23 protein-coding genes are annotated in these 24410 nt (G+C 68.9%); 16 read left to right on the plus strand and 7 right to left on the minus strand.

From position 1 onward, the window contains the following. Position 1 precedes the first annotated feature (1 nt). From carB to RTA_RS09035, 3 genes are all read left to right on the plus strand, one after another. The gene (carB, locus tag RTA_RS09025; protein WP_013901082.1) at positions 2–3256 is read left to right on the plus strand and encodes a carbamoyl-phosphate synthase large subunit; all 3255 of its coding nucleotides are present in this window, start codon (positions 2–4) and stop codon (positions 3254–3256) included. A gap of 93 nt (positions 3257–3349) precedes the next feature. Continuing rightward, on the plus strand, positions 3350–3826 hold the full coding sequence (gene greA, locus RTA_RS09030; RefSeq protein WP_013901083.1) for a transcription elongation factor GreA: 477 nt from the start codon (positions 3350–3352) through the stop codon (positions 3824–3826). 5 nt (positions 3827–3831) lie between these two features. Further along, entirely contained in the window at positions 3832–4269 is a 438-nt protein-coding gene (locus RTA_RS09035; RefSeq protein WP_143762940.1) for a DUF4149 domain-containing protein, read from the plus strand. Here the strand turns inward: RTA_RS09035 and RTA_RS09040 are convergent. Next, entirely contained in the window at positions 4247–4720 is a 474-nt protein-coding gene (locus RTA_RS09040) for a YhbY family RNA-binding protein (protein WP_013901084.1), read from the minus strand. The genes RTA_RS09035 and RTA_RS09040 overlap by 23 nt on opposite strands. Before the next feature lie 30 nt (positions 4721–4750). On the opposite strand from RTA_RS09040, the gene RTA_RS09045 reads away from it, so the two are divergent. Continuing rightward, the gene (locus RTA_RS09045) at positions 4751–5413 is read left to right on the plus strand and encodes an RlmE family RNA methyltransferase (protein ID WP_013901085.1); all 663 of its coding nucleotides are present in this window, start codon (positions 4751–4753) and stop codon (positions 5411–5413) included. A 153-nt stretch (positions 5414–5566) separates the two neighbouring features. Then, entirely contained in the window at positions 5567–7477 is a 1911-nt protein-coding gene (gene ftsH / locus RTA_RS09050) for an ATP-dependent zinc metalloprotease FtsH (RefSeq protein WP_013901086.1), read from the plus strand. A 56-nt stretch (positions 7478–7533) separates the two neighbouring features. Here the strand turns inward: ftsH and RTA_RS09055 are convergent, their stop codons facing one another. The 6 genes from RTA_RS09055 to RTA_RS09080 all read right to left on the minus strand — a co-directional run bounded on the left by RTA_RS09055 (position 7534) and on the right by RTA_RS09080 (position 14072). Next, on the minus strand, positions 7534–8322 hold the full coding sequence (locus RTA_RS09055) for an SDR family NAD(P)-dependent oxidoreductase (protein WP_013901087.1): 789 nt from the start codon (positions 8320–8322) through the stop codon (positions 7534–7536). A 9-nt stretch (positions 8323–8331) separates the two neighbouring features. Beyond that, positions 8332–9372 carry an ABC transporter permease gene (locus RTA_RS09060; protein WP_013901088.1) on the minus strand — a complete coding sequence of 347 codons (1041 nt, stop codon included), beginning with the start codon at positions 9370–9372 and terminating at the stop codon, positions 8332–8334. A 2-nt stretch (positions 9373–9374) separates the two neighbouring features. Further along, positions 9375–10352 carry an ABC transporter permease gene (locus RTA_RS09065; protein WP_013901089.1) on the minus strand — a complete coding sequence of 326 codons (978 nt, stop codon included), beginning with the start codon at positions 10350–10352 and terminating at the stop codon, positions 9375–9377. After that, positions 10345–11898, minus strand: coding sequence for a sugar ABC transporter ATP-binding protein (locus tag RTA_RS09070; RefSeq protein WP_041675239.1), 1554 nt, complete (start codon positions 11896–11898; stop codon positions 10345–10347). The genes RTA_RS09065 and RTA_RS09070 overlap by 8 nt, the downstream gene beginning before the upstream one ends. A gap of 22 nt (positions 11899–11920) precedes the next feature. After that, complete coding sequence (locus tag RTA_RS09075; protein WP_013901091.1) at positions 11921–12886, minus strand: ABC transporter substrate-binding protein; 966 nt, start codon at positions 12884–12886, stop codon at positions 11921–11923. Positions 12887–13019: 133 nt separating this feature from the next. After that, on the minus strand, positions 13020–14072 hold the full coding sequence (locus tag RTA_RS09080) for a LacI family DNA-binding transcriptional regulator (protein WP_041675240.1): 1053 nt from the start codon (positions 14070–14072) through the stop codon (positions 13020–13022). Between the two features lie 170 nt (positions 14073–14242). On the opposite strand from RTA_RS09080, the gene RTA_RS09085 reads away from it, so the two are divergent. The 11 genes from RTA_RS09085 to pheS all read left to right on the plus strand — a co-directional run bounded on the left by RTA_RS09085 (position 14243) and on the right by pheS (position 24407). Then, positions 14243–15040, plus strand: a complete 798-nt coding sequence (locus RTA_RS09085) for a phytanoyl-CoA dioxygenase family protein (RefSeq protein ID WP_041675241.1) — start codon at positions 14243–14245, stop codon at positions 15038–15040. Between the two features lie 14 nt (positions 15041–15054). After that, on the plus strand, positions 15055–15984 hold the full coding sequence (locus RTA_RS09090; RefSeq protein WP_013901094.1) for an aldose 1-epimerase: 930 nt from the start codon (positions 15055–15057) through the stop codon (positions 15982–15984). Positions 15985–15988: 4 nt separating this feature from the next. Then, entirely contained in the window at positions 15989–16897 is a 909-nt protein-coding gene (locus RTA_RS09095) for an SMP-30/gluconolactonase/LRE family protein (protein ID WP_013901095.1), read from the plus strand. Positions 16898–16930: 33 nt separating this feature from the next. Then, a complete protein-coding gene (gene folP / locus RTA_RS09100) occupies positions 16931–17797 on the plus strand; it encodes a dihydropteroate synthase (RefSeq protein ID WP_041675242.1) in 867 nt (288 codons plus the stop codon). Further along, positions 17794–19128, plus strand: a complete 1335-nt coding sequence (gene glmM / locus RTA_RS09105) for a phosphoglucosamine mutase (protein WP_013901097.1) — start codon at positions 17794–17796, stop codon at positions 19126–19128. The genes folP and glmM overlap by 4 nt, the downstream gene beginning before the upstream one ends. 7 nt (positions 19129–19135) lie before the next feature. Then, positions 19136–19687 carry an MOSC domain-containing protein gene (locus RTA_RS09110; RefSeq protein ID WP_013901098.1) on the plus strand — a complete coding sequence of 184 codons (552 nt, stop codon included), beginning with the start codon at positions 19136–19138 and terminating at the stop codon, positions 19685–19687. 247 nt (positions 19688–19934) lie between these two features. Further along, positions 19935–21842: a threonine--tRNA ligase gene (gene thrS / locus RTA_RS09115; protein ID WP_041675243.1), complete on the plus strand. Its 1908-nt coding sequence runs from the start codon at positions 19935–19937 to the stop codon at positions 21840–21842. Between the two features lie 84 nt (positions 21843–21926). After that, entirely contained in the window at positions 21927–22517 is a 591-nt protein-coding gene (infC, locus tag RTA_RS09120) for a translation initiation factor IF-3 (RefSeq protein ID WP_081466247.1), read from the plus strand. 151 nt (positions 22518–22668) lie between these two features. Continuing rightward, positions 22669–22872: a 50S ribosomal protein L35 gene (gene rpmI / locus RTA_RS09125; protein ID WP_013901101.1), complete on the plus strand. Its 204-nt coding sequence runs from the start codon at positions 22669–22671 to the stop codon at positions 22870–22872. Positions 22873–22897: 25 nt separating this feature from the next. Beyond that, positions 22898–23257 (plus strand): 50S ribosomal protein L20, encoded by a 360-nt coding sequence (gene rplT, locus RTA_RS09130; protein WP_013901102.1) that lies wholly within the window; start codon positions 22898–22900, stop codon positions 23255–23257. An 88-nt stretch (positions 23258–23345) separates the two neighbouring features. Beyond that, positions 23346–24407, plus strand: coding sequence for a phenylalanine--tRNA ligase subunit alpha (gene pheS, locus RTA_RS09135; protein WP_041675246.1), 1062 nt, complete (start codon positions 23346–23348; stop codon positions 24405–24407). Positions 24408–24410 lie beyond the last annotated feature (3 nt).

The raw sequence follows: 24410 nt of genomic DNA on the forward strand, positions 1-24410 counted from the left end.
CATGCCCAAGCGCACAGACATCAAGAGCATCCTCATCATCGGCGCCGGCCCCATCGTCATCGGCCAGGCCTGCGAATTCGACTACTCCGGCGTGCAGGCCTGCAAGGCGCTGCGCGAGGAGGGCTACAAGGTCATCCTGATCAACAGCAACCCGGCGACGATCATGACCGACCCCGCCACGGCGGACGTCACCTACATCGAGCCCATCACCTGGCAGACGGTCGAGAAGATCATCGCCAAGGAAAAGCCCGACGCCATCCTGCCCACCATGGGCGGCCAGACCGCGCTGAACTGCGCGCTGGACCTGTGGCGCCACGGCGTGCTGAACAGGCACGGGGTCGAGCTGATCGGCGCGACGCCGCAAGCCATCGACAAGGCCGAGGACCGGCAGAAGTTCAAGGAGGCCATGACCAGGATCGGCCTGGGCTCGGCGCGGTCGGGGATCGCCCACTCCATGGACGAGGCCTGGGCAGTGCAGAAGAGCGTGGGCTTCCCCACCGTCATCCGCCCCAGCTTCACGCTGGGCGGCACCGGCGGCGGCATCGCCTACAACGCCGAGGAGTTCGAGGTCATCTGCAAGCGCGGCCTGGAAGCGTCGCCGACCAACGAGCTGCTGATCGAGGAATCGCTGCTCGGGTGGAAGGAGTTCGAGATGGAGGTGGTGCGCGATAGGGCGGACAACTGCATCATCGTCTGCTCCATCGAGAACCTCGACCCCATGGGCGTGCACACCGGAGACTCCATCACCGTCGCGCCAGCCCAGACGCTGACCGACAAGGAGTACCAGATCATGCGCAACGCCTCCCTGGCGGTGCTGCGCGAGATCGGCGTGGACACCGGCGGCTCCAACGTGCAGTTCTCGATCAACCCCCAGGACGGCCGGATGGTGGTGATCGAGATGAACCCGCGCGTCTCGCGCTCCTCGGCACTGGCGTCCAAGGCGACGGGCTTCCCCATCGCCAAGGTCGCCGCCAAGCTGGCGGTCGGCTACACGCTGGACGAGCTGCGCAACGAGATCACCGGTGGCGCCACGCCCGCCAGCTTCGAGCCCAGCATCGACTACGTGGTCACCAAGATCCCGCGTTTCGCGTTCGAGAAGTTCCCGCAGGCCGACTCGCGCCTGACCACGCAGATGAAATCGGTGGGCGAGGTCATGGCCATGGGCCGCACCTTCCAGGAGTCGTTCCAGAAGGCGCTGCGCGGCCTGGAGGTGGGCGTCGACGGCATGAACGAGAAGACCCAGGACCGCGAGGTGCTGGAAAAGGAGCTGGGCGAGCCCGGCCCCGAGCGCATCTGGTACGTGGGCGATGCGTTCGCCATGGGCCTGTCGGTGGACGAGGTGTACGAGCTCACCAGGATCGACAAGTGGTTCCTGGTGCAGATCGAGGAGATCGTGAAGATCGAGCTGGAGCTGGACCAGATCACCGCGGACAAGGGCGGGAAAGCCCTGGCCTCGCTGGATGCCGCCACCCTGCGGCTGCTCAAGCGCAAGGGTTTTTCCGACCGGCGCCTGGCCAAGCTGCTCAAGACCACCGACAAGGCGGTGCGCGAGCAGCGCAAGAAGCTGAACGTGCGACCGGTCTACAAGCGCGTGGACACCTGCGCCGCCGAGTTCGCCACCAACACCGCCTACATGTACTCGACCTACGAGGACGAGTGCGAGGCCGAGCCGACCAGCCGCAAGAAGATCATGGTGCTGGGCGGCGGGCCCAACCGCATCGGCCAGGGCATCGAGTTCGACTACTGCTGCGTCCACGCGGCCCTCGCCCTGCGCGAGGACGGCTACGAGACCATCATGGTCAACTGCAACCCGGAGACGGTGTCCACCGATTACGACACCTCCGACCGGCTGTACTTCGAGCCGCTGACGCTGGAGGACGTGCTGGAGATCGTGGACAAGGAAAAGCCCACCGGCGTGATCGTGCAGTACGGCGGCCAGACGCCGCTGAAGCTGGCGCTGGGCCTGGAGGCCGAGGGTGTGCCCATCATCGGCACCAGCCCGGACATGATCGACGCGGCCGAGGACCGCGAGCGCTTCCAGAAGCTGCTGCACCAGCTGGGCCTACGCCAGCCGCCCAACGCCACGGCTCGCACCGAGGCGCAGGCGCTGGAGAAGGCGGCCGCGCTGGGCTACCCGCTGGTGGTGCGGCCCAGCTACGTGCTGGGCGGCCGTGCCATGGAGATCGTCCACGAGCAGCGCGACCTGGAGCGCTACATGCGCGAGGCCGTGAAGGTGTCGAACGACTCGCCGGTGCTGCTGGACCGCTTCCTCAACGACGCCATCGAGTGCGACGTGGACTGCATCTCCGACGGCAAGGACACCTTCATCGGCGGCGTGATGGAGCACATCGAGCAGGCCGGCGTGCATTCGGGCGACTCGGCCTGTTCGCTGCCCCCTTACTCCCTGTCCAAGGCGACGGTGGACGAGCTCAAGCGCCAGACCGCCGCGATGGCCAAGGCGCTGAACGTGGTCGGCCTGATGAACGTGCAGTTCGCCATCCAGGAGTCGGGCGGCCAGGACGTGATCTTCGTGCTGGAGGTCAATCCCCGTGCCTCGCGCACCGTGCCCTACGTCAGCAAGGCCACCGGCATCCAGCTGGCCAAGGTGGCGGCCCGCTGCATGGTGGGCCAGTCGCTGGAATCGCAGGGCATCCGCCGGGAGGTCACGCCACCGTACTTCAGCGTCAAGGAGGCCGTGTTCCCCTTCGTCAAGTTCCCCGGCGTGGACACCATCCTGGGGCCCGAGATGAAGTCCACCGGCGAGGTGATGGGCGTGGGCAAGACCTTCGGCGAGGCCTTCGTCAAGAGCCAGCTGGGCGCCGGCACCAAGCTGCCGCGCCCCACGGACCGGGTGAAGAAGGTGTTCCTCACCGTGAAGAACAGCGACAAGCCGCGCACCGTCGCGGTGGCCAAGGAGCTGGCCGCCATGGGCTTCGAGATCGTGGCCACCAAGGGGACCGCCGCGGCCATCAGCGCCGCCGGCATCGCCTGCCAGACCGTGAACAAGGTGGCCGAGGGCCGCCCGCACGTGGTGGACATGATCAAGAACAACGAGATCTGCATGGTGGTCAACACCGTGGAGGAGCGCCGCAACGCGATCGCCGACTCGCGCGCCATCCGCACCTCGTCGCTGCTGGCCCGCGTGACGACCTTCACCACCATCGCCGGCGCCGAGGCGGCCGTGGAGGGCATGAAGTACATGGACAACCTGGACGTGTACTCGGTGCAGGAACTGCACGCGCAGCTGCCGGCCTGAGCCGGCCGGCTGCTTTCGGCATAATCGGCCCATCAGACACCGCCGGTCGGCAACAACCGGCGGTTTCGCTTTTGGAACCAGGAAATACGAGACATGGCCACCATCCCCGTCACCGCGCGCGGCGCCGAAAAGCTCAAGGCCGAGCTGCACAGGCTCAAGACCGTGGACCGCCCCTGGGTGATCAACGCGATCGCGGAGGCGCGCGCACAGGGCGACCTGTCCGAGAACGCCGAATACGACGCGGCCAAGGACCGGCAGGGCTTCATCGAAGGCCGCATCCAGGAGATCGAGAGCAAGCTGTCGGCGGCGCAGATCATCGACCCCAAGTCGCTGGATGCCGGCGGCAAGGTGGTGTTCGGCGCGACCGTGGAGCTGGAGGACGAGGACAGCGGCGACCAGGTGACCTACCAGATCGTGGGCGAGGACGAGGCCGACCTCAAGCAGGGCCTGATCAACATCTCCAGCCCGATCGCGCGGGCGCTGATCGGCAAGGAGGAAGGTGATACGGCCGAGGTGCAGGCGCCCGGCGGCCTCAAGCGCTACGACATCGTCGCGGTCAAGTACCGCTGAGCCGCGTGGCCTGGCGTGACCGTCTCGGCCAGCTGGCGGCCGCCCTGTGGTGGGGCAGCCTGACGGCCATCGGCTTCGTGGCCGTGCCGCTGCTGTTCGCCAGCCTGCCGACGCCGGCCCTGGCCGGCCAGGCCGCCGCCCGGCTGTTCACCGCCCAGAGCTGGATCGGCATCGGTTGCGGGCTGGTGTTGCTGGTGAGTTCGCGGTCCAGGGACGGCGCGGCCGGCATGGATTGGGCGCGCGGCGCGCTGGCGTTCGTGGTGACCGGGATGCTGCTGGCCGTGCTGGCCGAATTCGCCGTCGCGCCGCGCATCGTCGCCCGGGAGAACCTGCGGCTGTGGCACACCCTGGGCAGCGCCATGTACGGGCTGCAGTGGCTGTGCGCCCTGGTGGTGCTGTGGAAGCTGTCGGACCGGCCGTCTAGCCCAGCCGTCCCTTCTTGACCGACTTCTGCTTGGGCTTGGCCCGCTTGACCTGGCCGCCGGCGGTCAGGCGCTGGTTGCCCAGCACGCGCAGGGTCTTCACCTCCGGCCGCTGGCCGCCGCGCTTGCTGTACTTGAGCACCTTGAAGTCGCGCGGGCCGGGCATGCGGTCCTCGTCCTCGGCGCGTTCCTTCTTCGGTTGGGGGCGCCACAGGACCAGCAGCTTGCCGATGTGCTGGATGGGCGCGGCCGACAGCTCGTCGGCCAGCTGCTGGTAGATGGCTTCGCGCTGGGCCCGGTCGTCGCCGAGCACGCGGATCTTGATCAGCCCGTGCGCGTTGAGCGCGGCATCGGTTTCCTTCTTGACGGCGGGCGTGAGGCCGTCGTTGCCGATCATGACCACGGGGTCGAGGTGGTGGGCGTCGGCGCGGTGCGCCTTGCGCTCGGCGATGGTGAGTTGGAGGGCGGGCATGGCGCCTATTATCGTTTTGCGGGAACACACATGAAGGTCAAGACCAAGAGCAAGAAGGTGAACAAGGCATGGCTGAACGACCATGTCAACGATCCCTATGTCAAGCTGGCGCACAAGGAGGGCTACCGCGCCCGCGCCGCCTACAAGCTCAAGGAGATCGACGAGGCCCTGGGCCTGATCCGGCCCGGCCACCTGGTGGTGGACCTGGGCTGCGCGCCGGGCGCCTGGAGCCAGTACGTGCGGCGCAGGCTGTCGCCCCAGGGAGCGGCCGCCGGGCAGCTCGACGGCACCGTCATCGCGCTGGACCTGCTGCCCATGGAAGCCATCGAGGGCGTCACCTTCCTGCAGGGCGACTTCCGCGAACCCGAGGTGCTGGCCCGCCTGCAGGCCGTCCTGGCCGGGCGCAAGGCCGACGTGGTGGTGTCCGACATGGCCCCCAACCTCTCGGGCGTCGCCTCGGCCGACGCCGCCCGCATCTCGCACCTGGTGGAGCTGGCGGTGGAATTCGCCTCGGCCCACCTCAAGCCCGAGGGCGCGCTGGTGGCCAAGGTCTTCCATGGCAGCGGCTACAGCCAGCTGGTGCAGCTGTTCAAGGAAACTTTTCGTGTCGTGAAACCTCTCAAACCCAAGGCGTCGCGCGACAAATCGTCGGAAACCTTCCTGGTCGGGATCGGGCCGAAGGCGCCGCGTTGAGGCGTGGCGTGGCTACGTGGTCCAGGGCTACACGGATTCGGCCCTACCGCCTATAGGCGCTGTAGCCAATTTACATCGGGCCCCGCATTGAAAGCCCTAGAATGGGCCGCAACTTGACCGGGCACCGTCCAGGTGCCTATTCCGGAGACTGAGTTGAACAATCAGTGGTTTTCCAAGATCGCCGTATGGCTGGTCATCGCCCTCGTGCTTTTCACCGTGTTCAAGCAATTCGACACGCGCGGCGCGGCGGGCGCCAGCATGATCGGCTACTCGGAGTTCCTGGAGCAGGTCCGCAACAAGCAGATCAAGAACGCCGTGATCCAGGAGGGGCAGGGCGGCACCGAGATCGTGGCGGTCACCACCGATGACCGCAAGATCCGCACGACCGCCACCTACCTCGACCGTGGCCTCGTGGGCGATCTCATCAACAACGGCGTCAAGTTCGACGTCAAGCCGCGCGAAGAGGGTTCGCTGCTGATGACTTTGCTCGTCAGCTGGGGCCCCATGCTGCTGCTCATCGGCGTCTGGGTGTACTTCATGCGCCAGATGCAGGGCGGCGGCAAGGGCGGCGCCTTCAGCTTCGGCAAGAGCAAGGCGCGGATGCTGGACGAGAACAACAACCAGATCACGTTCGCCGACGTGGCCGGCTGCGACGAGGCCAAGGAGGAGGTCAAGGAGGTCGTCGACTTCCTGAAGGACCCGCAGAAGTTCCAGAAGCTGGGCGGCCGCATCCCGCGCGGCCTGCTGCTGGTCGGGCCTCCCGGCACCGGCAAGACGCTGCTGGCCAAGGGCATCGCCGGCGAGGCCAAGGTCCCGTTCTTCTCGATCTCCGGCTCCGACTTCGTCGAGATGTTCGTCGGCGTGGGCGCGGCTCGGGTGCGCGACATGTTCGAGAACGCCAAGAAGAACGCGCCCTGCATCATCTTCATCGACGAGATCGACGCGGTGGGCCGCCAGCGCGGTGCCGGCCTGGGCGGCGGCAACGACGAGCGCGAGCAGACCCTCAACCAGATGCTGGTCGAGATGGACGGCTTCGAGACCAACCTGGGCGTGATCGTGGTGGCCGCCACCAACCGCCCGGACATCCTGGACGCCGCACTGCTGCGCCCGGGGCGCTTCGACCGCCAGGTCTACGTGCAGCTGCCGGACATCCGCGGCCGCGAGCAGATCCTGAACGTGCATATGCGCAAGATCCCGATCGGCACCGACGTCAACGCCAGCATCATCGCCCGCGGCACGCCCGGCATGTCCGGTGCCGACCTGGCCAACCTGTGCAACGAGGCCGCGCTGATGGCCGCCCGCCGCAACGCGCGCGTGGTCGAGATGCAGGACTTCGAGAAGGCCAAGGACAAGATCTTCATGGGCCCCGAGCGCAAGAGCATGGTCATGCCCGAGGAAGAGCGCCGCAACACGGCCTACCATGAGTCCGGCCACGCCATCATCGGCAAGCTGCTGCCCAAGTGCGACCCGGTGCACAAGGTGACGATCATCCCGCGCGGCCGCGCGCTGGGCGTGACCATGAGCTTGCCGGCCCAGGACCGCTACAGCTACGACCGCGAGTACATGCTCAACCAGATCAGCATGCTGTTCGGCGGCCGCATCGCGGAAGAGGTCTTCATGAACCAGATGACCACCGGCGCCAGCAACGACTTCGAGCGGGCCACCAACCTGGCGCGCGACATGGTCATGAAGTACGGCATGACGGACGCGCTGGGCCCCATGGTCTACGCCGAGAACGAGGGCGAGGTGTTCCTGGGCCGCTCGGTGACCAAGACCACCAACATGAGCGAGCAGACCATGCAGAAGGTCGACTCGGAGGTGCGCCGCATCATCGACGAGCAGTACGCCCTGGCGCGCAAGCTCATCGAGGACAACAAGGACAAGATGCACGCCATGGCCAAGGCCCTGCTCGAGTGGGAGACCATCGACGCCGAGCAGATCGACGACATCATGGCCGGCAAGCCGCCGCGCCCGCCCAAGGACTTCACGCCGCGCACGCCGTCCTCCGGCGGCGGTTCGGGCGGCGCTCCCGTGGGCGCAGACCCGGCCCCGACAGCAGCCTGAGCTCCCGTCCTTGAATTCCAGCAAGCCCCGCGATGCGGGGCTTTTTTCCTGGGGCCTCAGGCCCAGCCCGCGTCCACCACGAAGTCCTGCGCGGTGCACATGCGCGAATCGTCGGCCGCCAGGAACAGCGCCATCGCGGCGATGTGCTGCGGCAGCAAACGGCCCGGCAGGCACTGCGCGGCGTCGATCTCCGCCTCGCTCTCCGGCTTGAGCCACAGGCGCACCTGGCGCTCGGTCATCACCCAGCCGGGCACCAGCGAGTTGACGCGGATGTTCCGCTTGCCCAGGTCGCGGGCCAGCGAACGGGTCAGGCCCTGGATGGCCGCCTTGCAGCTCAGGTAGACCGGGTAGCCGGGGTCCTTGATCATCCAGCTGATGGAGCCCAGGTTGATGATGCTGCCGCCGCCCAGTGCGGCCATGTCGGGAGCCACGGCCTGCGCGGCAAAGAACTGGTGCCGCAGGTTCACGGCCACGGAACGGTCGAAGTAGTCGGGCGTGACCTCGGCCACGGCATGCCGCTGGTCATTGGCCGCGTTGTTCAGCAGCACCGCGATGGGACCGAACCGCTGCCGCACGGTGGCGATGGCGCTGCGCAGCGCGGCCGTGTCCGTGACATCTGCCTGCCGGAACTCCACCCGGGCGCCGCCGGATGCCAGCTCCTGCGCCAAGCGGTCGCCTGCTGCCGCATCCAGGTCCAGGAAGCCCACCTGCGCGCCTTGGGCCGCAAACGCGCGCACGAAGGCTTCGCCGATGCCGGAGGCGCCGCCCGAGATCAGCACGGTGCGGCCCCGCAGCGAGGGGTAGACGGCGCTGTTCGGCTGGGTGGCAGGAGGTGATGGGATCATGGCCACTCCTCAGCGAGGCCTGCGCCCTTGCGCCAGCCGCGCCTGCAGCACCACCACCGCCAGCAGGAAGGCGCCGCGCACGATGGTCTGCCAGTACGAGCCCAGGCGCAGGTGCGGCCCGTCGGTGTAGCCGTTCTCGAAGTTGATGAGGTTGAGGATCACGGCCAGCAGCAGGACGCCGGTCAGGGTGTTGAGGATGGAGCCCTGGCCGCCGGTCAGCAGGGTCCCGCCCACCACCACGGCGGCGATGGCGATGAGTTCCCAACCCACGCCTTCGGTCGGCGAGCCCGAAGTCTGGGCCGCCAGGATCACGCCGGCCAGCCCGGCCAGCGCGCCCGAGAGCGTGTAGACGGCCATCTTGACCCGGTCCACCGGCAGGCCCATCAGCCGTGCCGCCTCTTCGTTGCCGCCCACGGCCAGCACCGACCGGCCGAAGCGGGTGTAGCGCAGCACCAGCGCGCCCAGCAGGAAAGCCAGGCCAGCGATCAGCACCGGCGCCGGGATGCCCAGCAGCTGCCCGTCCGCCAGCCGGTCGAAGCCGCTTTCATAGCTGATGGACACCGTTTCGCGGCCCGAGACCACCAGCGCCAGGCCGCGCGCGGCGATGAAGGTGCACAGGGTGACGATGAAGGGCATCAGCCGCAGCTTGGCGATCGCGACGCCGTTGAACAGGCCCATGGCCAGCCCGGTCGCGACGCCGCCGGCCAGCGCCGGCGCCAAGCCGTGCGGCGACAGCAGGGCCGCCACCACGCTGGACAGCACGGCCACGGTGCCCACCGACAGGTCGATGCCGCCGGACATGATCACGAAGGCCATGCCGATGGCGATCAGCCCGAACTTGGCGGTGTTGGCCAGCAGGAAGGCCAGGTTCTGGGCACCCAGGAATTCGTCGTAGCGCAGCCCGCCGAACAGCAGCAGGAGCAGCAGCGCCATCAGCGCGCCCTGCGACTGGATCAAGGCCGCCCACCGGCCGCGGTCGCGTGCAGGAACCGCCTGCGCGGCGGCCGCTGCAGGGCCGGCCGGGGCGCTGCCCAGCGGGGTGGAACTCATCTTCAGGCCTCCTTGCGCTGCAGCCACACGGCCAGCAGGATGATGCCGGCCTTGACCAGCAGGCCCCATTCGTCGGCCACGCCGTGCGCGAGCAGGGTGTAGTGCAGCAGCTGGATCAGCACGGCGCCCACCAGCGTGCCGATGATGTTGGCGCGGCCGCCGGTCAGGCGCGTGCCGCCCACCGCCACCGCGGCGATCGCGTCCAGCTCGATGTTCTGGCCGATGCGGGCCGGGTCGGCCGCCGAGATCATGGCCACGTTCATGATGCCGGCGACGCCCGCCAGCACGCCGCAGACCACGTAGACCCACAGCTTCACCCGCCGGGCCGGTATGCCGGCCAGCCGCGCCGCCCGTTCGTTGCCGCCCACCGCCAGCACCCAGCGGCTGAACACCGTCTGGCGCATCACCCAGGCAGTGACGGCCACCACCACCAGCATGAGCCAACCCTGCACCGGCACGCCCAGCAGGTTGGCGCGCAGCCAGTCCAGCGAGCCGGAGAAGGTGCGCAGGTTGCTCTCGGTCAGCATTTCCGCGAAGCCGCGGCCGGCGATGAAGAGCACCAGCGTCGCCACGATGGGCTGGATGCCGAAGCGGGCGATCAGCGTGCCGTTGACGGCGCCGAACCCGGCGGCCGCGACCAGGGGCAGCGTCAGTGCCGCGGCCAAGGCCAGACCAGGCTGGGCCAGCAGGCCCTGCGTCTGGCTCAGCATTACTGCGGCCAGCGTACCGGCAAACGCCGCGGTGGCTCCGACGGACAGGTCGATCCCGCCGGTAGCCACCACCAGCGCCATGCCCATGGCCACCACGACGACCTGGGCCACCTGCGACAGGTTGACGTTGAGCGTCTGCAGCGTGAGGAAGTCGCGCGTGAAAAAGGCATTGAACAGCAGCAGCAGGACCAGGGCCACCAGGGCGCCATTGCGCAGGGCTGCTGCGCCGTGCAGGCGGGGGCGTCCAGCGTCCAGACGGGCTTCAGCCATCGCGCGCTCCCTCGGCGGCTGCGGTCGTCGGCATGGCGCCATGCGCCATGGCCGACATCAGGTTCTCCTCGGTGAGGGCGTCGCCCTGCAGCTCGGCCACGGTGTGCCCGTCGCGCAGCACCACCGCCCGGTCGCTGGCGCCGACCAGTTCCTCCAGCTCGCTGGCGATCATCAGCACCGACAGGCCCTCTTTCTGCGCCAGCTCGCGGATGAGCCCCAGGATCTCGGCCTTGGCGCCCACGTCGATGCCGCGCGTGGGCTCGTCCAGCAGCAGCAGGTCGGTCCGGGCCGCCAGCCAGCGCGCCAGCAGCACCTTCTGCTGGTTCCCGCCCGACAGTTCGCGGATGGGCTGCTCGGGGCCGGCGCAGACGATGCCCAGCCGTTCGATGAAGCGCTCGGCGACCTCCCGCTGGCGCTGCCGGTCCACCACGCCCAGCCGGGCCAGCTGGGGCAGCAGCACCAGGGTCAGGTTCTCGCGGATGGACAGGTCCGGCACGATGCCTTCGGTCTTGCGATCCTCGGACAGGTAGGCCAGGCCGCGGGCGATGGCGTCGGCGGGCTCGCGCCAGCGCACGGCCTCGCCCTGGAGATCCATCCGGCCCTGATCGACGGGCTCGGCGCCGAACACCGCACGCGCCAGCTCGGTGCGGCCCGAGCCGAGCAGGCCGGCCAGGCCCACGATCTCGCCGCGCCCCAGGGCCAGGCTGGCGTCGCGCACGCGGGGGCCGCTGCGCACCCCGTCCAGCCGCAGCACCGGCGGGCCGGGCGGCAGCCTCGGGTCGCGGCGCGCGGCCTGCAGGGCGGACAGCTCCTTGCCCAGCATGGTGGACACCAGCTGGTACTTGTCGAAGCCCGCCATCTCCCGCTCGGCCACGGTCCGGCCGTCGCGCATCACCGTGATGCGGTCGCACACGGCATACAGCTCGTCCAGCCGGTGGCTCACGAAGATGACCGAGACGCCGTCGGCCTGGAGCCGGCGGATGACGCCGAACAGCGTCTGCACCTCGCCCTCGTCCAGCGACGAGGTGGGCTCGTCCATGATGACCAGCCGGGCCCGCGTGCTCACCGCGCGAGCGATGGCCGTCATCTGCTGGGTGGCGGTGTTGCAGGTGTGCAGCGGGCGCGTCACGTCCGCCTGGATGCCCAGGCCCGAGAGGATGGCGGCGCTTTCGCGCTCGATGCGGCGCCAGTCGATCAGCCCGAAGCGGCGGGGCTCGCGGCCGACGAAGATGTTCTCGGCCAGCGAGCGGTGCGGGATGAGGTTGAGCTCCTGGTAGATGGTGCTGATGCCCGCCTCCTGGGCCTCGATGGGCGCGCGGAAGCGCACCTCCTGGCCGCCCCAGCGGATGCTGCCCGCGTCGCGCCCATGAGCGCCGGTGAGGATCTTGATCAGCGTGGACTTGCCGGCGCCGTTCTGGCCGATCAGGGCGTGCACCTCGCCGGCGCCCACCGACAGGCGCGCCTGCCGCAGCGCGGGCACCCCGCCGAACGCCTTGTCGATGCCCCGCATCTCCAGCAGGGGCACGGACGCGGCGGCAGCGGTCATGCGTTCGGCAGCGGTGCGGGGCTCAGTAGCCGTCGGCCATCATGGCCTGGGCGTTGGACTTGTCGTAGAACTTGTCCTCCACCTTCACCCAGGCGGGGATCTTCTCGCCCTTGGCGTACTTGCGGGCGGTCTCGCAGGTGATGGGGCCGAAGAAGGGGCTGGACTGCACGGTCGCGCCCATCTTGCCGGCGGCGATGGCCGTGAGCGCGTCCTTGGTGCCGTCGATGGACACCACCAGCACGTCCTGGCCGGGCTTCTTGCCCGCGGCTTCCAGGGCCGCGATGGCGCCGACGGCCATCTCGTCGTTGTGCGCGTACACGGCCGTCACGTCCGGATGGGCCTGCAGCAGGGTCTGCATCACCTGGCGGCCCTTGTCGCGGGCGAAGTCGCCGCTTTGCGAGGCCACGATCTTCATGCCGGGCTGCTTGGCGATGACGTCGTCGAAGCCCTTCTTGCGGTTGTTGGCGGGCGAGGAGCCGGTGGTGCCTTCGAGCTCGACGATCTTGCCCTTGCCGCCGGTGGCCTTGACCAGCCATTCGGCGGCGCGGCGGCCCTGGTCCACGAAGTCCGAGCCGATGAAGGTGACGTAGTCCCTGCCGGCGGCGGCGACCTTCTGGTCCACGTTGCGGTCGATCAGGATCACCGGGATGCCGGCCTTCTTGGCCTTCATCACGGCCGGGATCAGCGGCTTCTCCTCGCGCGGGGCCAGCACGATCAGGTCGACCTTCTGGGCGATCATGTTCTCCACGTCGGCCACCTGCTTGGCGGCCGAGCCGCCGGCGTCGGCATAGACCAGGTTCCAGTTGCAGGTCTTGGCGACGTCCTGCATGGACTTGGTCTCGGCGATGCGCCAGGGGTTGTTGTTCTCGGTCTGGGCGAAGCCGACCTTGTAGCTGTCCTTCTGCGGCAGCTTGGGGGCCTGGGCCTGCGCCAGGCCCAGGCTGAGGGTGGCGGCAAGGGCGAGGGCGGAAAGGCGGGCGATGCGCATGGAAATCCTCCTGAGGTTCGGACGAGGCCTCGGGGCTGGCGGCACCACGGCGGTGCAGCGGCTGTCCTGGCGCGCATTCTGGGCCTCCGAAAATTAGTCATAAACTAGGGGAAACGCTAGTTTATGAACCAGCCTATGACTGCCGAGCTCCGACGATCTCGGCCACCGAGTCGCGCGGCACCAGCGGGCAGTCCATCTTGATCTGGCGTGGCGCCAGCGGCTCCTGCGCCGCGGCTTCCTCGATCAGCCGCTCGACCGCCCACTGCCCCATCCCGAAGTTGGGCAGCAGCACGGTGGTCAGGGCGGGATGCGCGTGGCGCGCGATCTCCAGGTCGTCATAGCCCACGATGGACAGCTGGTCCGGCATGGACAGCCCGAGCTGCCGGGCCGCCTCCAGGGCCCCCAGCGCCATCAGGTCGTTGGCGCAGAACAGCGCCGTGGGCCGGCGCTCCAGCTGCAGCAGCGACATGGCTTGCTCGAAGCCGCTGCCGCTCATCCAGTCGCCATCGCGCACCAGGCGCGGATCGAACGGCAGGTCGGCGGTCGCCAGCGCCTGGCGGTAGCCCTTGAGGCGGTCGCGCGCCGCGTCCATCCAGGGCTCGCCATTGATGAAGCCGATGCGTCGATGGCCGTGCTCGATCAGGTGCTCGGTCGCGGCATACCCGCCGCCGACCTCGCCCGGGATCACGCTGGACAGCATGCGTTCGCGGTGCAGGCAGTTGAGCAGCACGCAGGGCAGGGGATCGCGCCGGCGCGCCAGCCGCACCGGCAACTCCACCTCGCGGGTGAAGATGGTGGCGTACACCACGCCCAGCACGGCCGGATTGGCCAGCACGGTTTCCAGCGTGGCGTCTTCCAGTTCGCGGTCGGCGCCCGTGACGTGCACGGAGAGCAGGCAGTTGTGCTCCCAGGCCGCGGCGCGGGCGCCATCGATGGTCACCGCCGGATGCGAGGTCGTGGACAGCTCGTCCGCCAGGTAGACGATGAGGTTGCGCCGCACGCCGCTGGCGGCCGGCGGGGCGGCCGGCGCGGTGGTCTTGCGGCGCGGCAGCTGGTAGCCCAGCTCCTCGGCCACGGCGAACACGCGCTCGCGGGTGGCGGGGGACACCTTGGCCCCGGTCATGTGGTTGAGCACCAGCGAGACGGTGGACTGCGACACGCCGACCTGCTTGGCGATGTCGGTCATGGTGGGCCGCGGGCGCGGCCGGTCGGCGGGAGTGCGGGGAGGTGCCACGGCTGGGATTATTGGGCGGGGCTCGGGATGTCACCTAGGTAATTACCAGAACTTGAGCCTGTTTATGACTAATGAAAGAATGCGACTTACGAGGTTTATTACCTGCCAACCGCCACTGCACCATGCGCTACACCGCCGCCGAACACGATGCCTTTGCCCGCGACTTCAACCGCGACAGCCTGGTCGTGCTGAAGAACCACATCCCGCGCGAGAAGCTGGCCCGCTGGCGCCGGGCCTTCCAGCCGCTGTTCGAGGCGCAGGTGGCCAAGGACAAGGACGACCCCAACCGCGGCGCCCAGCGCTTCTACGTGACCTTGCCGTTCCAGGGCGTGTTCGCCGATCCCGAGATCTACGAGGACCGCGACATCCTGTCCATCGTCGAGCGCGTCGCCGGCCCCGAGCCGGTGCTGTGCCAGCTGGCCAGCGACACGCCCTTGAAGGGCTCGGACTACCAGCCCTGGCATGCCGACACGCCGCCGCTGTTCCCGGAGACCGGCAGCAACGACACGCCGTCGTTCCAGCTGGCCGTCAACTTCGCGTTGTGCGACGTGAACGACGACAACGGCCCGTTCGAGACCACCCACGGCACGCACCGCATGAACAAGGCCGAGGCGCTCAAGGGCATCGCCGACGGCTTGATCGCGCAGCACCGCTACAAGATGCAGATGGGTGACGTGATGATCCGGGACGTGCGCGCGGTCCATCGCGGCACGCCCAACAAGACCGACGAGCCGCGGCCCATGGTGGTGCTGGGCTACAGCCGCCGCTGGCTGCACCGCCCCGAGGTGAACATCCGGGTTCCGCAAAGCAGCTGGGACAAGTTGTCACCCCTGGGCAGGCAGTTGCTGCGCTATAACCCGGTGGTGCCGGACGAGCAGGTCCTGGCGTCCGGCGAAAGCTACCGCGTCTTCGCGTACTGATCCTCCCTCCTTCCATGCAGACCCTCCCACTCGCCGCCGGCGAACTGCGCGCGGACATCGCGCCGGCCGCGGGCGGCTCCATCGCGGGGTTCTGGCGGGCCTGGCAGGACGGACCGGCGCAGCGCCGCACCGACTGGCTGCGCCCCGCCAGCGCACAGGGCCTGGCGCAGCGTGACCCCCTGGCCATGGGCAGCTTCCCGCTGGTGCCGTTCTGCAACCGCATCCGCAACGGCCGCGCCAGCTTCGAGGGCCGCGAGATCCGCTTCCCGCCCAACCACCCCACGGTGGCCTCGCCGCACCCGCTGCACGGCATCGGCTGGCAGCGGCCCTGGACCGTGGCGGCGGCCGGCGAACGCATGATCGAGCTGACCCTGGAGGTCGAGGCCAGCCCGGCCTGGCCCTGGCGTTTCAGCGCCTGGCAGCGCTTCGAGCTGAGCGAACAAGCCCTGGTGACCCGCTTTGGCCTCGCCAACCGGGACACGGCGGCCATGCCCGCCGGCATCGGCCACCATCCCTACTTCCCGCACACGCCGGGCACCCGCCTGACCAGCGCCACCGCCGCCATGTGGGTGGGCGATGCCGAGGTGATGCCCACGGTGCTGCAGGAGAGCGACGCCGTGCGCCGGCTGCGCGCGGGCGTGGAACTGGCCGAGCTCGACCTGGACAACAACTTCGTGGGCTGGCGGCGCCAGGCGCTCATCGAATGGCCGGTCGACGCGCAAGGCGGCGGGCGCAGCCTGGTGCTGCAGGCCGAGGCGCCCCTGGACTATTTCGTCGTGTACTGCCCGCGCGGGGCGGACCACTTCTGCGCCGAACCGGTGAGCCAGTGCACCGACTGGCTGAACCTGCTGGACGCGCACGGCCCGGGCCCGCTGGGCGGGCACCGACTGGCGCCCGGCCAGTCGGTCGAGGCGCGGTTCACCCTGACGCCGCGCTGGGCCTGAAGGCGTGCCGACCCTGGTCGACGCGATAGAGCCGCGTTTCGCCGTGCTGGCGGGGCAGGCCGCGGCCCCGGAATGCCTGCATGAGGGCGGGCTGTGGCTGGAAGGGCCGCTGTGGCTGCCGGACAGCCAGCAGCTGCTGTTCTCCGACATTCCGCGCGACGTGGTGCTGCGCTGGGTTCCTGGCCTGGGCGTCGGCGTGTTCAGCCGCGGGGGCTTCCAGAACGGGCGCACGCGGGACGGCCAGGGGCGCATCGTCTTCTGCGAGCACGGCGGGCGCCGGCTGATGGCCCGCGGCCTGGATGGCTTGCAGGCGGTGCTGGCCAGCCACCATGCGGGCGGGCGCCTGAACTCGCCCAACGACGTGGTGGCGCGGCCGGACGGCAGCCTCTGGTTCACCGATCCCGACTACGGCATCCTGAGCGACTACGAGGGGCACCGGGCGCCTTCGGAGCAGGCCGCCTGCCACGTGTTCCGCCTGGCGCCGGGCGCCGCCGAGCCGCAGCCTGTGGTCGCCGCCATGGTCAAGCCCAACGGGCTGGCGTTCTCGCCGGAGGGACGATGGCTGTACGTGGCCGACAGCGGCGGCTCGCACATCCCCGGCACGCCGCCGGAGATCCGCCGCTTCGCGGTGGGGCCTGGGGGTGAGATCGAGGCCGCCGGCGTGCTGGCCAGGCTGGACTGCGGCCTGCCCGACGGCATGGCGGTGGACGAGGAAGGCAACGTCTGGAGCAGTGCCGGCGACGGTGTCCATTGCTTCGCCCCGGATGGCCGCCTGCTGGGCAGGCTGCGCCTGGGCTGCGTGAGCAGCAACCTCTGCTTCGGCGGGCCGCAGGGCCGGCGGTTGTTCATCACCACGGCGCAGCGGCTGCTGGCCGTGGACGTCGGGGTGCGCGGCGCGCCCGAGCTTCGCTGAAGCACCAGCCCGTCCGTGGCGCAGAATCAACCGATGCACTGGCAGACCACACGCCACCGGATCGACCTGGCCACGCCCCGGGTGATGGGCATCGTCAACCTCACGCCCGATTCGTTCTCGGACGGCGGGCGCCACGCCGGCACCCGCCCGGCCCTGGCCCATTGCGAGGAACTGGTCGCCCAGGGCGCCCACATCCTGGACCTGGGCGCCGAGTCCAGCCGCCCCGGCACCGCGCCCGTGTCCCTGGAGGAGGAGCGCGCCCGGCTGCTGCCGGTGCTGCGCGAGGCGCTGTCGCTGGGCGTGCCGGTTTCGGTCGACACCTACAAGCCGGCGCTGATGCGCGAGGTGCTGGACCTGGGGGCGGACATCGTCAACGACATCTGGGCGCTGCGCCAGCCCGGTGCGCGCGAGGCGGTGGCGGCCCACCCGTCCTGCGGCGTGTGCCTGATGCACATGCACGGCGAGCCGCGGACCATGCAGCGTGTCCCGATGGAAGGCGACGCCGTGCCGCAGGTTCTGGCGTTCCTGCAGGAGCAGACCGCGGCGCTGGGCCGGCTGGGCGTGGACAAGGCGCGCGTCGTGTGGGATGCGGGCATAGGCTTCGGCAAGACCGTGGAGCAGAACTTCGCGCTGCTGGCGCGCCAGCACGAGCTGCTGGCCGGCGGCCATCCGCTGCTGGCGGGGTGGTCGCGCAAGTCATCGCTGGGCGCCGTCACCGGCCTGGCGGTGCACGAGCGCCTGGCGCCCAGCGTCGCGGCGGCGCTGCTGGCGGTGGAGCGCGGCGCCCGCATCGTGCGGGTGCATGACGTCAGGGAAACAGCGGCCGCGCTGCAGGTATGGAACTCTACAATTTCGGCTGTTTTGCCGGCACAAGGCCGGGCAGGGAGGAGCAATCCATGAGCAGGAAGTATTTCGGCACCGACGGCATCCGTGGCACCGTGGGCCAGCCGCCCATCACGCCCGATTTCGTTTTGCGGCTGGCGCATGCGGTGGGCCGCGTGCTCAAGCAGAACGAGTCCCGCCCCACGGTGCTGATCGGCAAGGACACGCGCATCTCCGGCTACATGCTCGAGAGCGCGCTGGAATCGGGCTTCAACTCCGCCGGCGTCGACGTGGTGCTGCTGGGGCCGCTGCCCACGCCGGGGGTGGCCTACCTCACGCGCGCCCAGCGTGCCAGCCTGGGCGTGGTGATCAGCGCCAGCCACAACCCGTACGCCGACAACGGCATCAAGTTCTTCAGCGCGCTGGGTACCAAGCTGCCCGACGAGTGGGAGGCGGCGGTCGAGGCCGCGCTGGACGAGCAGCCGGTCTGGGCCGACTCGGCCAACCTGGGCAAGGCACGCCGGCTGGATGACGCGGCCGGCCGCTACATCGAGTTCTGCAAGAGCACCTTCGAGCCCAACTTCACGCTGCGCGGCATCAAGATCGTGGTCGACGCCGCGCACGGCGCGGCCTACCACATCGCGCCGCTGGTGTTCCACGAGCTGGGCGCCGAGGTGCACGGCATCGGCTGCGCGCCCGACGGCCTGAACATCAACAAGGGCGTGGGCGCCACCCATCCGGAGGCACTGGTCGCGGCCGTGAAGGAGCAGGACGCGCACTTCGGCATCGCGCTGGACGGGGACGCCGACCGGCTGCAGGTGGTCGATGCCCATGGCCGGCTCTACAACGGCGACGAGCTGCTGTACCTGATCGTGTGCGACCGGCTGGCGCGCGGCGAGAAGGTGCCCGGCGCGGTGGGCACCCTGATGACCAACATGGCCGTCGAACTGGCGCTGCGCGAGCGCGGCGTCGAGTTCGTGCGCGCCAAGGTGGGCGACCGCTACGTGCTGGAGGAGCTGGAAAAGCGCGGCTGGCTGCTGGGCGGCGAGGGCTCCGGCCACCTGCTGGCGCTGGACAAGCACACCACGGGCGACGGCCTGATCAGCGCGCTGCAGGTGCTCAGGGCCTGCGCGCACAGCAGCCGCAGCCTGTCGCAGCTGCTGCAGGACGTCCAGCTGTTCCCGCAGACGCTGATCAACGTGCGCCTGGCGCCCGGCCAGGACTGGAAGCGCAACGAGCAGCTGGCCAGCACCACCCGCGCCGTCGAGCGCGAGCTGGAAGGCCAGGGCCGCGTGCTGATCCGCGCCAGCGGCACCGAGCCCCTGCTGCGCGTGATGGTCGAGGCGCGCGACGCGCAGCAGGCGCGCAACAGCGCCGAACGGCTGGCACAGGCGGTGCGGGCCGGGTGAGCGCGGCATGACAGGCCGCGGCCAGGTGGTGGCGGTCCATCGCAGCGGCAGCCACAGCTTCAGCAAGTTCACCGAGGACGAAGGCATCGTCCTGGTCCCGGGCCTGGGCGTGCAGGGCGACGCCCATGCCGGCGCCACGGTGCGGCACCGCTCCCGCGTGGCGCGCGATCCTTCGCAGCCCAACCTGCGCCAGGTTCACCTGATCCATGCCAAGCTGTTCGATGAGCTGGTGCAGGCCGGCTTCGCCGTGTTCCCGGGCGAGCTGGGCGAGAACGTCACCACCCGCGGCCTGGACCTGCTGGCCCTGCCCGCCGGCACCCGTCTGCGCCTGGGCACGTCGGCGCAGGTCGAGATCACCGGCCTGCGCAATCCCTGCGCGCAGATCGACCGCTTCCAGCCCGGACTGACGGCCGCCGTGCTGGAACGCGATGCCCAGGGCCGGCTGGTGCGCAAGGCCGGCGTGATGGCCGTCGTGCTCGAGGGCGGGCCGGTGCGCCCGGGCGATGCGATCGAAGCCGTGCGGCCGGCGCTGCCGCACCGGCCGCTGGTGCCGGTGTAACGGTGGCGGCGCCAGCTGCGCCGGCAGTAAGGGCACCGGCGCGGCGTTACAATCCCACCCTTGCCGCCCAGTGCGGCCAACCAGCAAGGGCGAGAAAGGCACACCGGTTATGACACCGCGAACTCCCACCCCCGGTGGAACGACCCGATGAGGTCGCGCAGTCGCGTGCTCTGAATTTCTCTCCCGGTTTCAGCAAAAGGCGCGGCTCACGACCGCGCCTTTTTGTTTTCGTTTTTCGCAGCTCACCATGATCCACATCACGCTTCCTGACGGTTCCCGGCGCGAGTACCCCGGGCCGGTCACCGTGGCCGACGTCGCCGCCTCCATCGGCCCGGGCCTGGCCAAGGCCGCCATCGCCGGCAAGGTCGACGGCAAGGTGGTCGACACCACCTACACCATCGCCAAGGACAGCCCGGTGTCCATCATCACGGCCAAGGACGCCGAGGGCCTGGACGTGATCCGCCACTCCACCGCGCACCTGCTGGCCTATGCGGTCAAGGAGCTGTTCCCCGAGGCCCAGGTGACCATCGGCCCGGTGATCGACAACGGCTTCTACTACGACTTCGCGTACAAGCGGCCCTTCACGCCCGAGGACCTGGCCGCCATCGAGAAGCGCATGGCCGAACTGGCAGCCAAGGACGAGCCGGTGACGCGGCGGGTGCTGCCGCGCGACCAGGCGGTCGAGCACTTCAAGGCGATGGGCGAGCAGTACAAGGCCGAGATCATCGGCAGCATCCCGGCCGGCGAGGACGTATCGCTGTACGCCGAAGGCGGCTTCGAGGACCTGTGCCGCGGCCCGCACGTGCCCAGCACCGGCAAGCTCAGGCACTTCAAGCTGATGAAGGTGGCCGGTGCCTACTGGCGCGGCGACCACCGCAACGAGATGCTGCAGCGCATCTACGGCACGGCCTGGGCTTCCAAGGAGGAGCTGCAGCAGTACCTGAAGATGCTGGAGGAAGCCGAAAAGCGCGACCACCGCAAGCTCGGCCGGGAGCTGGACCTGTTCCATATCGACGACGTCGCGCCCGGCGTGGTGTTCTGGCATCCCAAGGGCTGGGCCGTGTGGCAGGTCGTCGAGCAGTACATGCGTCAGGTCTACAAGGACACCGGCTACCAGGAGGTCAAGGGACCGCAGATCCTGGACAAGAGCCTGTGGGAGAAGACCGGCCACTGGCAGAACTACCGCGAGAACATGTTCGTCACCGAGAGCGAGAAGCGCGACTACGCGCTCAAGCCGATGAACTGCCCCGGCCACGTGCTGATCTTCAAGTCGGCCCTGCGCAGCTACCGCGACCTGCCGATGCGCTACGGCGAGTTCGGCCAGTGCCACCGCAACGAGCCCTCCGGCGCGCTGCACGGCATCATGCGCGTGCGCGGCTTCACGCAGGACGACGGCCACGCCTTCTGCACCGAGGACCAGATCCTGGACGAGTGCGTGGCCTACACGGCGCAGCTGCAGAAGGTCTACCAGGATTTCGGCTTCGCCGACATCCTCTACAAGGTGGCCACGCGCCCGGAGCACCGGGTCGGCTCGGACGAGCTGTGGGACAAGGCCGAGCACGCCTGCATGGAAGCGCTGCGCCGCTCGGGCGTGGAGTTCGTCGTCGCCCCGGGCGACGGCGCGTTCTACGGGCCCAAGATCGAGTACACGCTCAAGGACGCGCTGGGACGCCAGTGGCAGTGCGGCACCATGCAGGTGGACTTCAACACGGCCGAGCGGCTGGGTGCCGAGTACGTGACCGAGACCAGCGGCCGCGCCCACCCGGTGATGCTGCACCGGGCCATCGTCGGCAGCCTGGAGCGCTTCATCGGCATGCTGATCGAACACCATGCCGGCGCGCTGCCCGCCTGGCTGGCGCCGGTGCAGGTGGTGGTGGCGAGCATCACGGACAACCAGGCCGACTATGCCCGCGAGGTGGCCAAATCGCTTCAGAATCAAGGGGTTAGGGTTGAGCTCGATCTGCGCAACGAGAAAATCACGTATAAAATACGCGAGCATTCGATGCAAAAGCTGCCTTACATCCTGGTCGTCGGCGACAAGGAAAAGGCGGCAGGCGCCGTCTCCGTGCGCGCTCGTGGCAACCAGGACCTCGGCTCGATGCCTCTCGAAGCTTTTTCGCAGAGGCTCGCCGCCGACATCACCAGCAAAAGCTGATCGTGGATGGAAAGCCGGTTGCCCGCGCCAACAGGGACGGTTCAGCTACTGTTTTGGTAGCAAACCATTATGAAGGATTGAACCATCGCTACTGACTTTCGCGACCGCCGCCACCGCGAGGAACGCAAGCACCGCCTGAACCGGGAAATCATGGCCCCGGAAGTCCGCCTCTCCGGCCCCGAGAACGAGCCCCTGGGCATCGTCAGCCTGCAAGAGGCGCTGCGCATGGCGGGCGAGCTGGACGTGGACCTGGTCGAGATTGCCGCGACTGCCAACCCGCCGGTGTGCCGGCTGATGGACTACGGCAAGTTCAAGTACCAGGAACAGAAGAAGGCGGCGGAAGCGAAAGCCAAGCAGACGGTCATCGAGATCAAGGAAATCAAGTTCCGGCCGGGCACCGACGAGGGCGACTACGCCATCAAGATGCGCAACATCCGCCGTTTCCTGGCCGAGGGGGACAAGTGCAAGATCACGCTGCGCTTCCGCGGCCGCGAGATCACGCACCAGGAGATCGGCATGGCGTTGCTCAACCGCATCCGCGACGAGCTGGGCGACAGCATCCTAATCGAGCAGTTCCCCAAGCTGGAAGGCCGGCAGATGATCATGATGATCGCGCCGAGCCGCAAGAAGGTCGTTGCCAAGCCGGCCGCCGAGCCGCAAGGCGCTTCGGCCTGAGGGGTTTCAAGGACAGGTTCAGCCGCCGCCGGGTCTGGTCGCCCGGCGGCGCTGTGAAGGAAGGCTTCGGCCTTCCACAAGTGGCTCGGGGCCAACAAGTCCGCGGAAGGTTCGCGGCGCCTCACGAGCACAACGAAGAAGGAGCATTCACATGCCCAAGATGAAGACCAAGAGCGGCGCCAAGAAGCGTTTCCGCGTCCGTCCCGGTGGGACCGTCAAGCGTGGCCAGGCTTTCAAGCGCCACATCCTGACGAAGAAGACCACCAAGAACAAGCGCCATCTGCGTGGTGCGGTCGCTGTGCATGAGACCAACATGGGTCACATGGCGCAGATGCTGCCGTTCGCCGGCCTGTAAACACTGACGGACAAGGAGAAAACACATGCCTCGCGTCAAACGCGGCGTCACCGCCCGCGCCCGCCACAAGAAAGTTCTCGCCCTGGCCAAGGGCTTCCGCGGCCGCCGCGGCAACGTCTTCCGCATCGCCAAAGAGGCGGTGATGAAGGCCGGGCAGTACGCCTACCGCGACCGCCGCACCAAGAAGCGCGTGTTCCGCCAGCTGTGGATCGCCCGCATCAACGCGGCCGCGCGCGAGTGCGGCCTGACCTACAGCCAGTTCGCCAACGGCATCCGCAAGGCCGGTATCGAGATCGACCGCAAGGTGCTGGCCGACCTCGCCGTGCACGACAAGGCGGCCTTTGCCGGCATCGTGGAGCAGGCCAAGGCCAAGCTGGCTGCCTGAGCTCACGGCGGGCGCGCACGTGGCGCCCGCTTTCGCGAAACCTCAAGGACAGGGGCTAGGGCGCAGCACTAGCCCCTGTTTTCGTCTGATGACCACCAACGATCTCGAATCCATCGTCGCGGCCGCCCGCCAGGCGTTCGCCCAGGCGGCCACGCCGGCCGAACTGGAGAACGCCAAGGCGCAGTTCACCGGCAAGTCGGGCCGCGTCACCGAGCTGATGAAGGGCATGGCCGCGCTCCCGGTCGACGAGAAGAAGACGCGCGGCGCGGCGATCAACCAGGCCAAGCAGGCGATCGAGGCGGCGCTGCACGAGCGCCGCCAGGCGCTGGCCGACGCCGAGCTGGAAGCGCAGCTCGAGGCCGAGGCGCTCGACGTGTCGCTTCCGGGCCGCCTGCGCGAGCCCGGCGCACTGCACCCGATCACGCTGACCCAGGAACGCATCGAGCTGATCTTCGCCAGCATGGGCTTCGACGTGGCCGACGGCCCCGAAGTCGAGAGCGACTGGCACAGCTTCACGTCGCTGAACAACCCGCCCAACCACCCGGCGCGCTCGATGCAGGACACGTTCTACGTGGACATCAAGGGCGACGACGGCATCCCGTACAACCTGCGGCCGCACACCAGCCCGATGCAGGTGCGCTACGCCCACCAGCGCGTCAAGAAGTACGCCGAGGCGGTCCGGCGCGGCGAGCCCATGCCGGACATCCGCGTGATCGCACCGGGGCGCACGTACCGCGTGGACAACGACGCCACCCACTCGCCCATGTTCCACCAGTGCGAAGGCCTGTGGCTGGGCGAGAACGTGAGCTTCAAGGACCTGAAGGTCGTCTTCACCGACTTCTGCCGCACCTTCTTCGAAAGCGACGACCTGGCGCTGCGCTTCCGCCCCAGCTTCTTCCCGTTCACCGAGCCTTCCGCCGAGATCGACATCCAGTTCCAGAGCGGCCCGCTGGCCGGCCGCTGGCTGGAGATCTCCGGCTCCGGGCAGGTGCACCCGCAGGTGGTGCGCAACATGGGCCTCGATCCTGAAAAGTACATCGGCTTCGCCTTCGGCATGGGCATGGACCGCCTGACCATGCTGCGCTACGGCGTCAGCGACCTGCGCCTGTTCTTCGACGGCGACATCCGCTTCCTCAAGCAATTCCGGTAAGCC

Source organism: Ramlibacter tataouinensis TTB310 (assembly GCF_000215705.1).
In the GTDB taxonomy this organism is placed as follows: Bacteria; Pseudomonadota; Gammaproteobacteria; order Burkholderiales; family Burkholderiaceae_C; genus Ramlibacter; species Ramlibacter tataouinensis.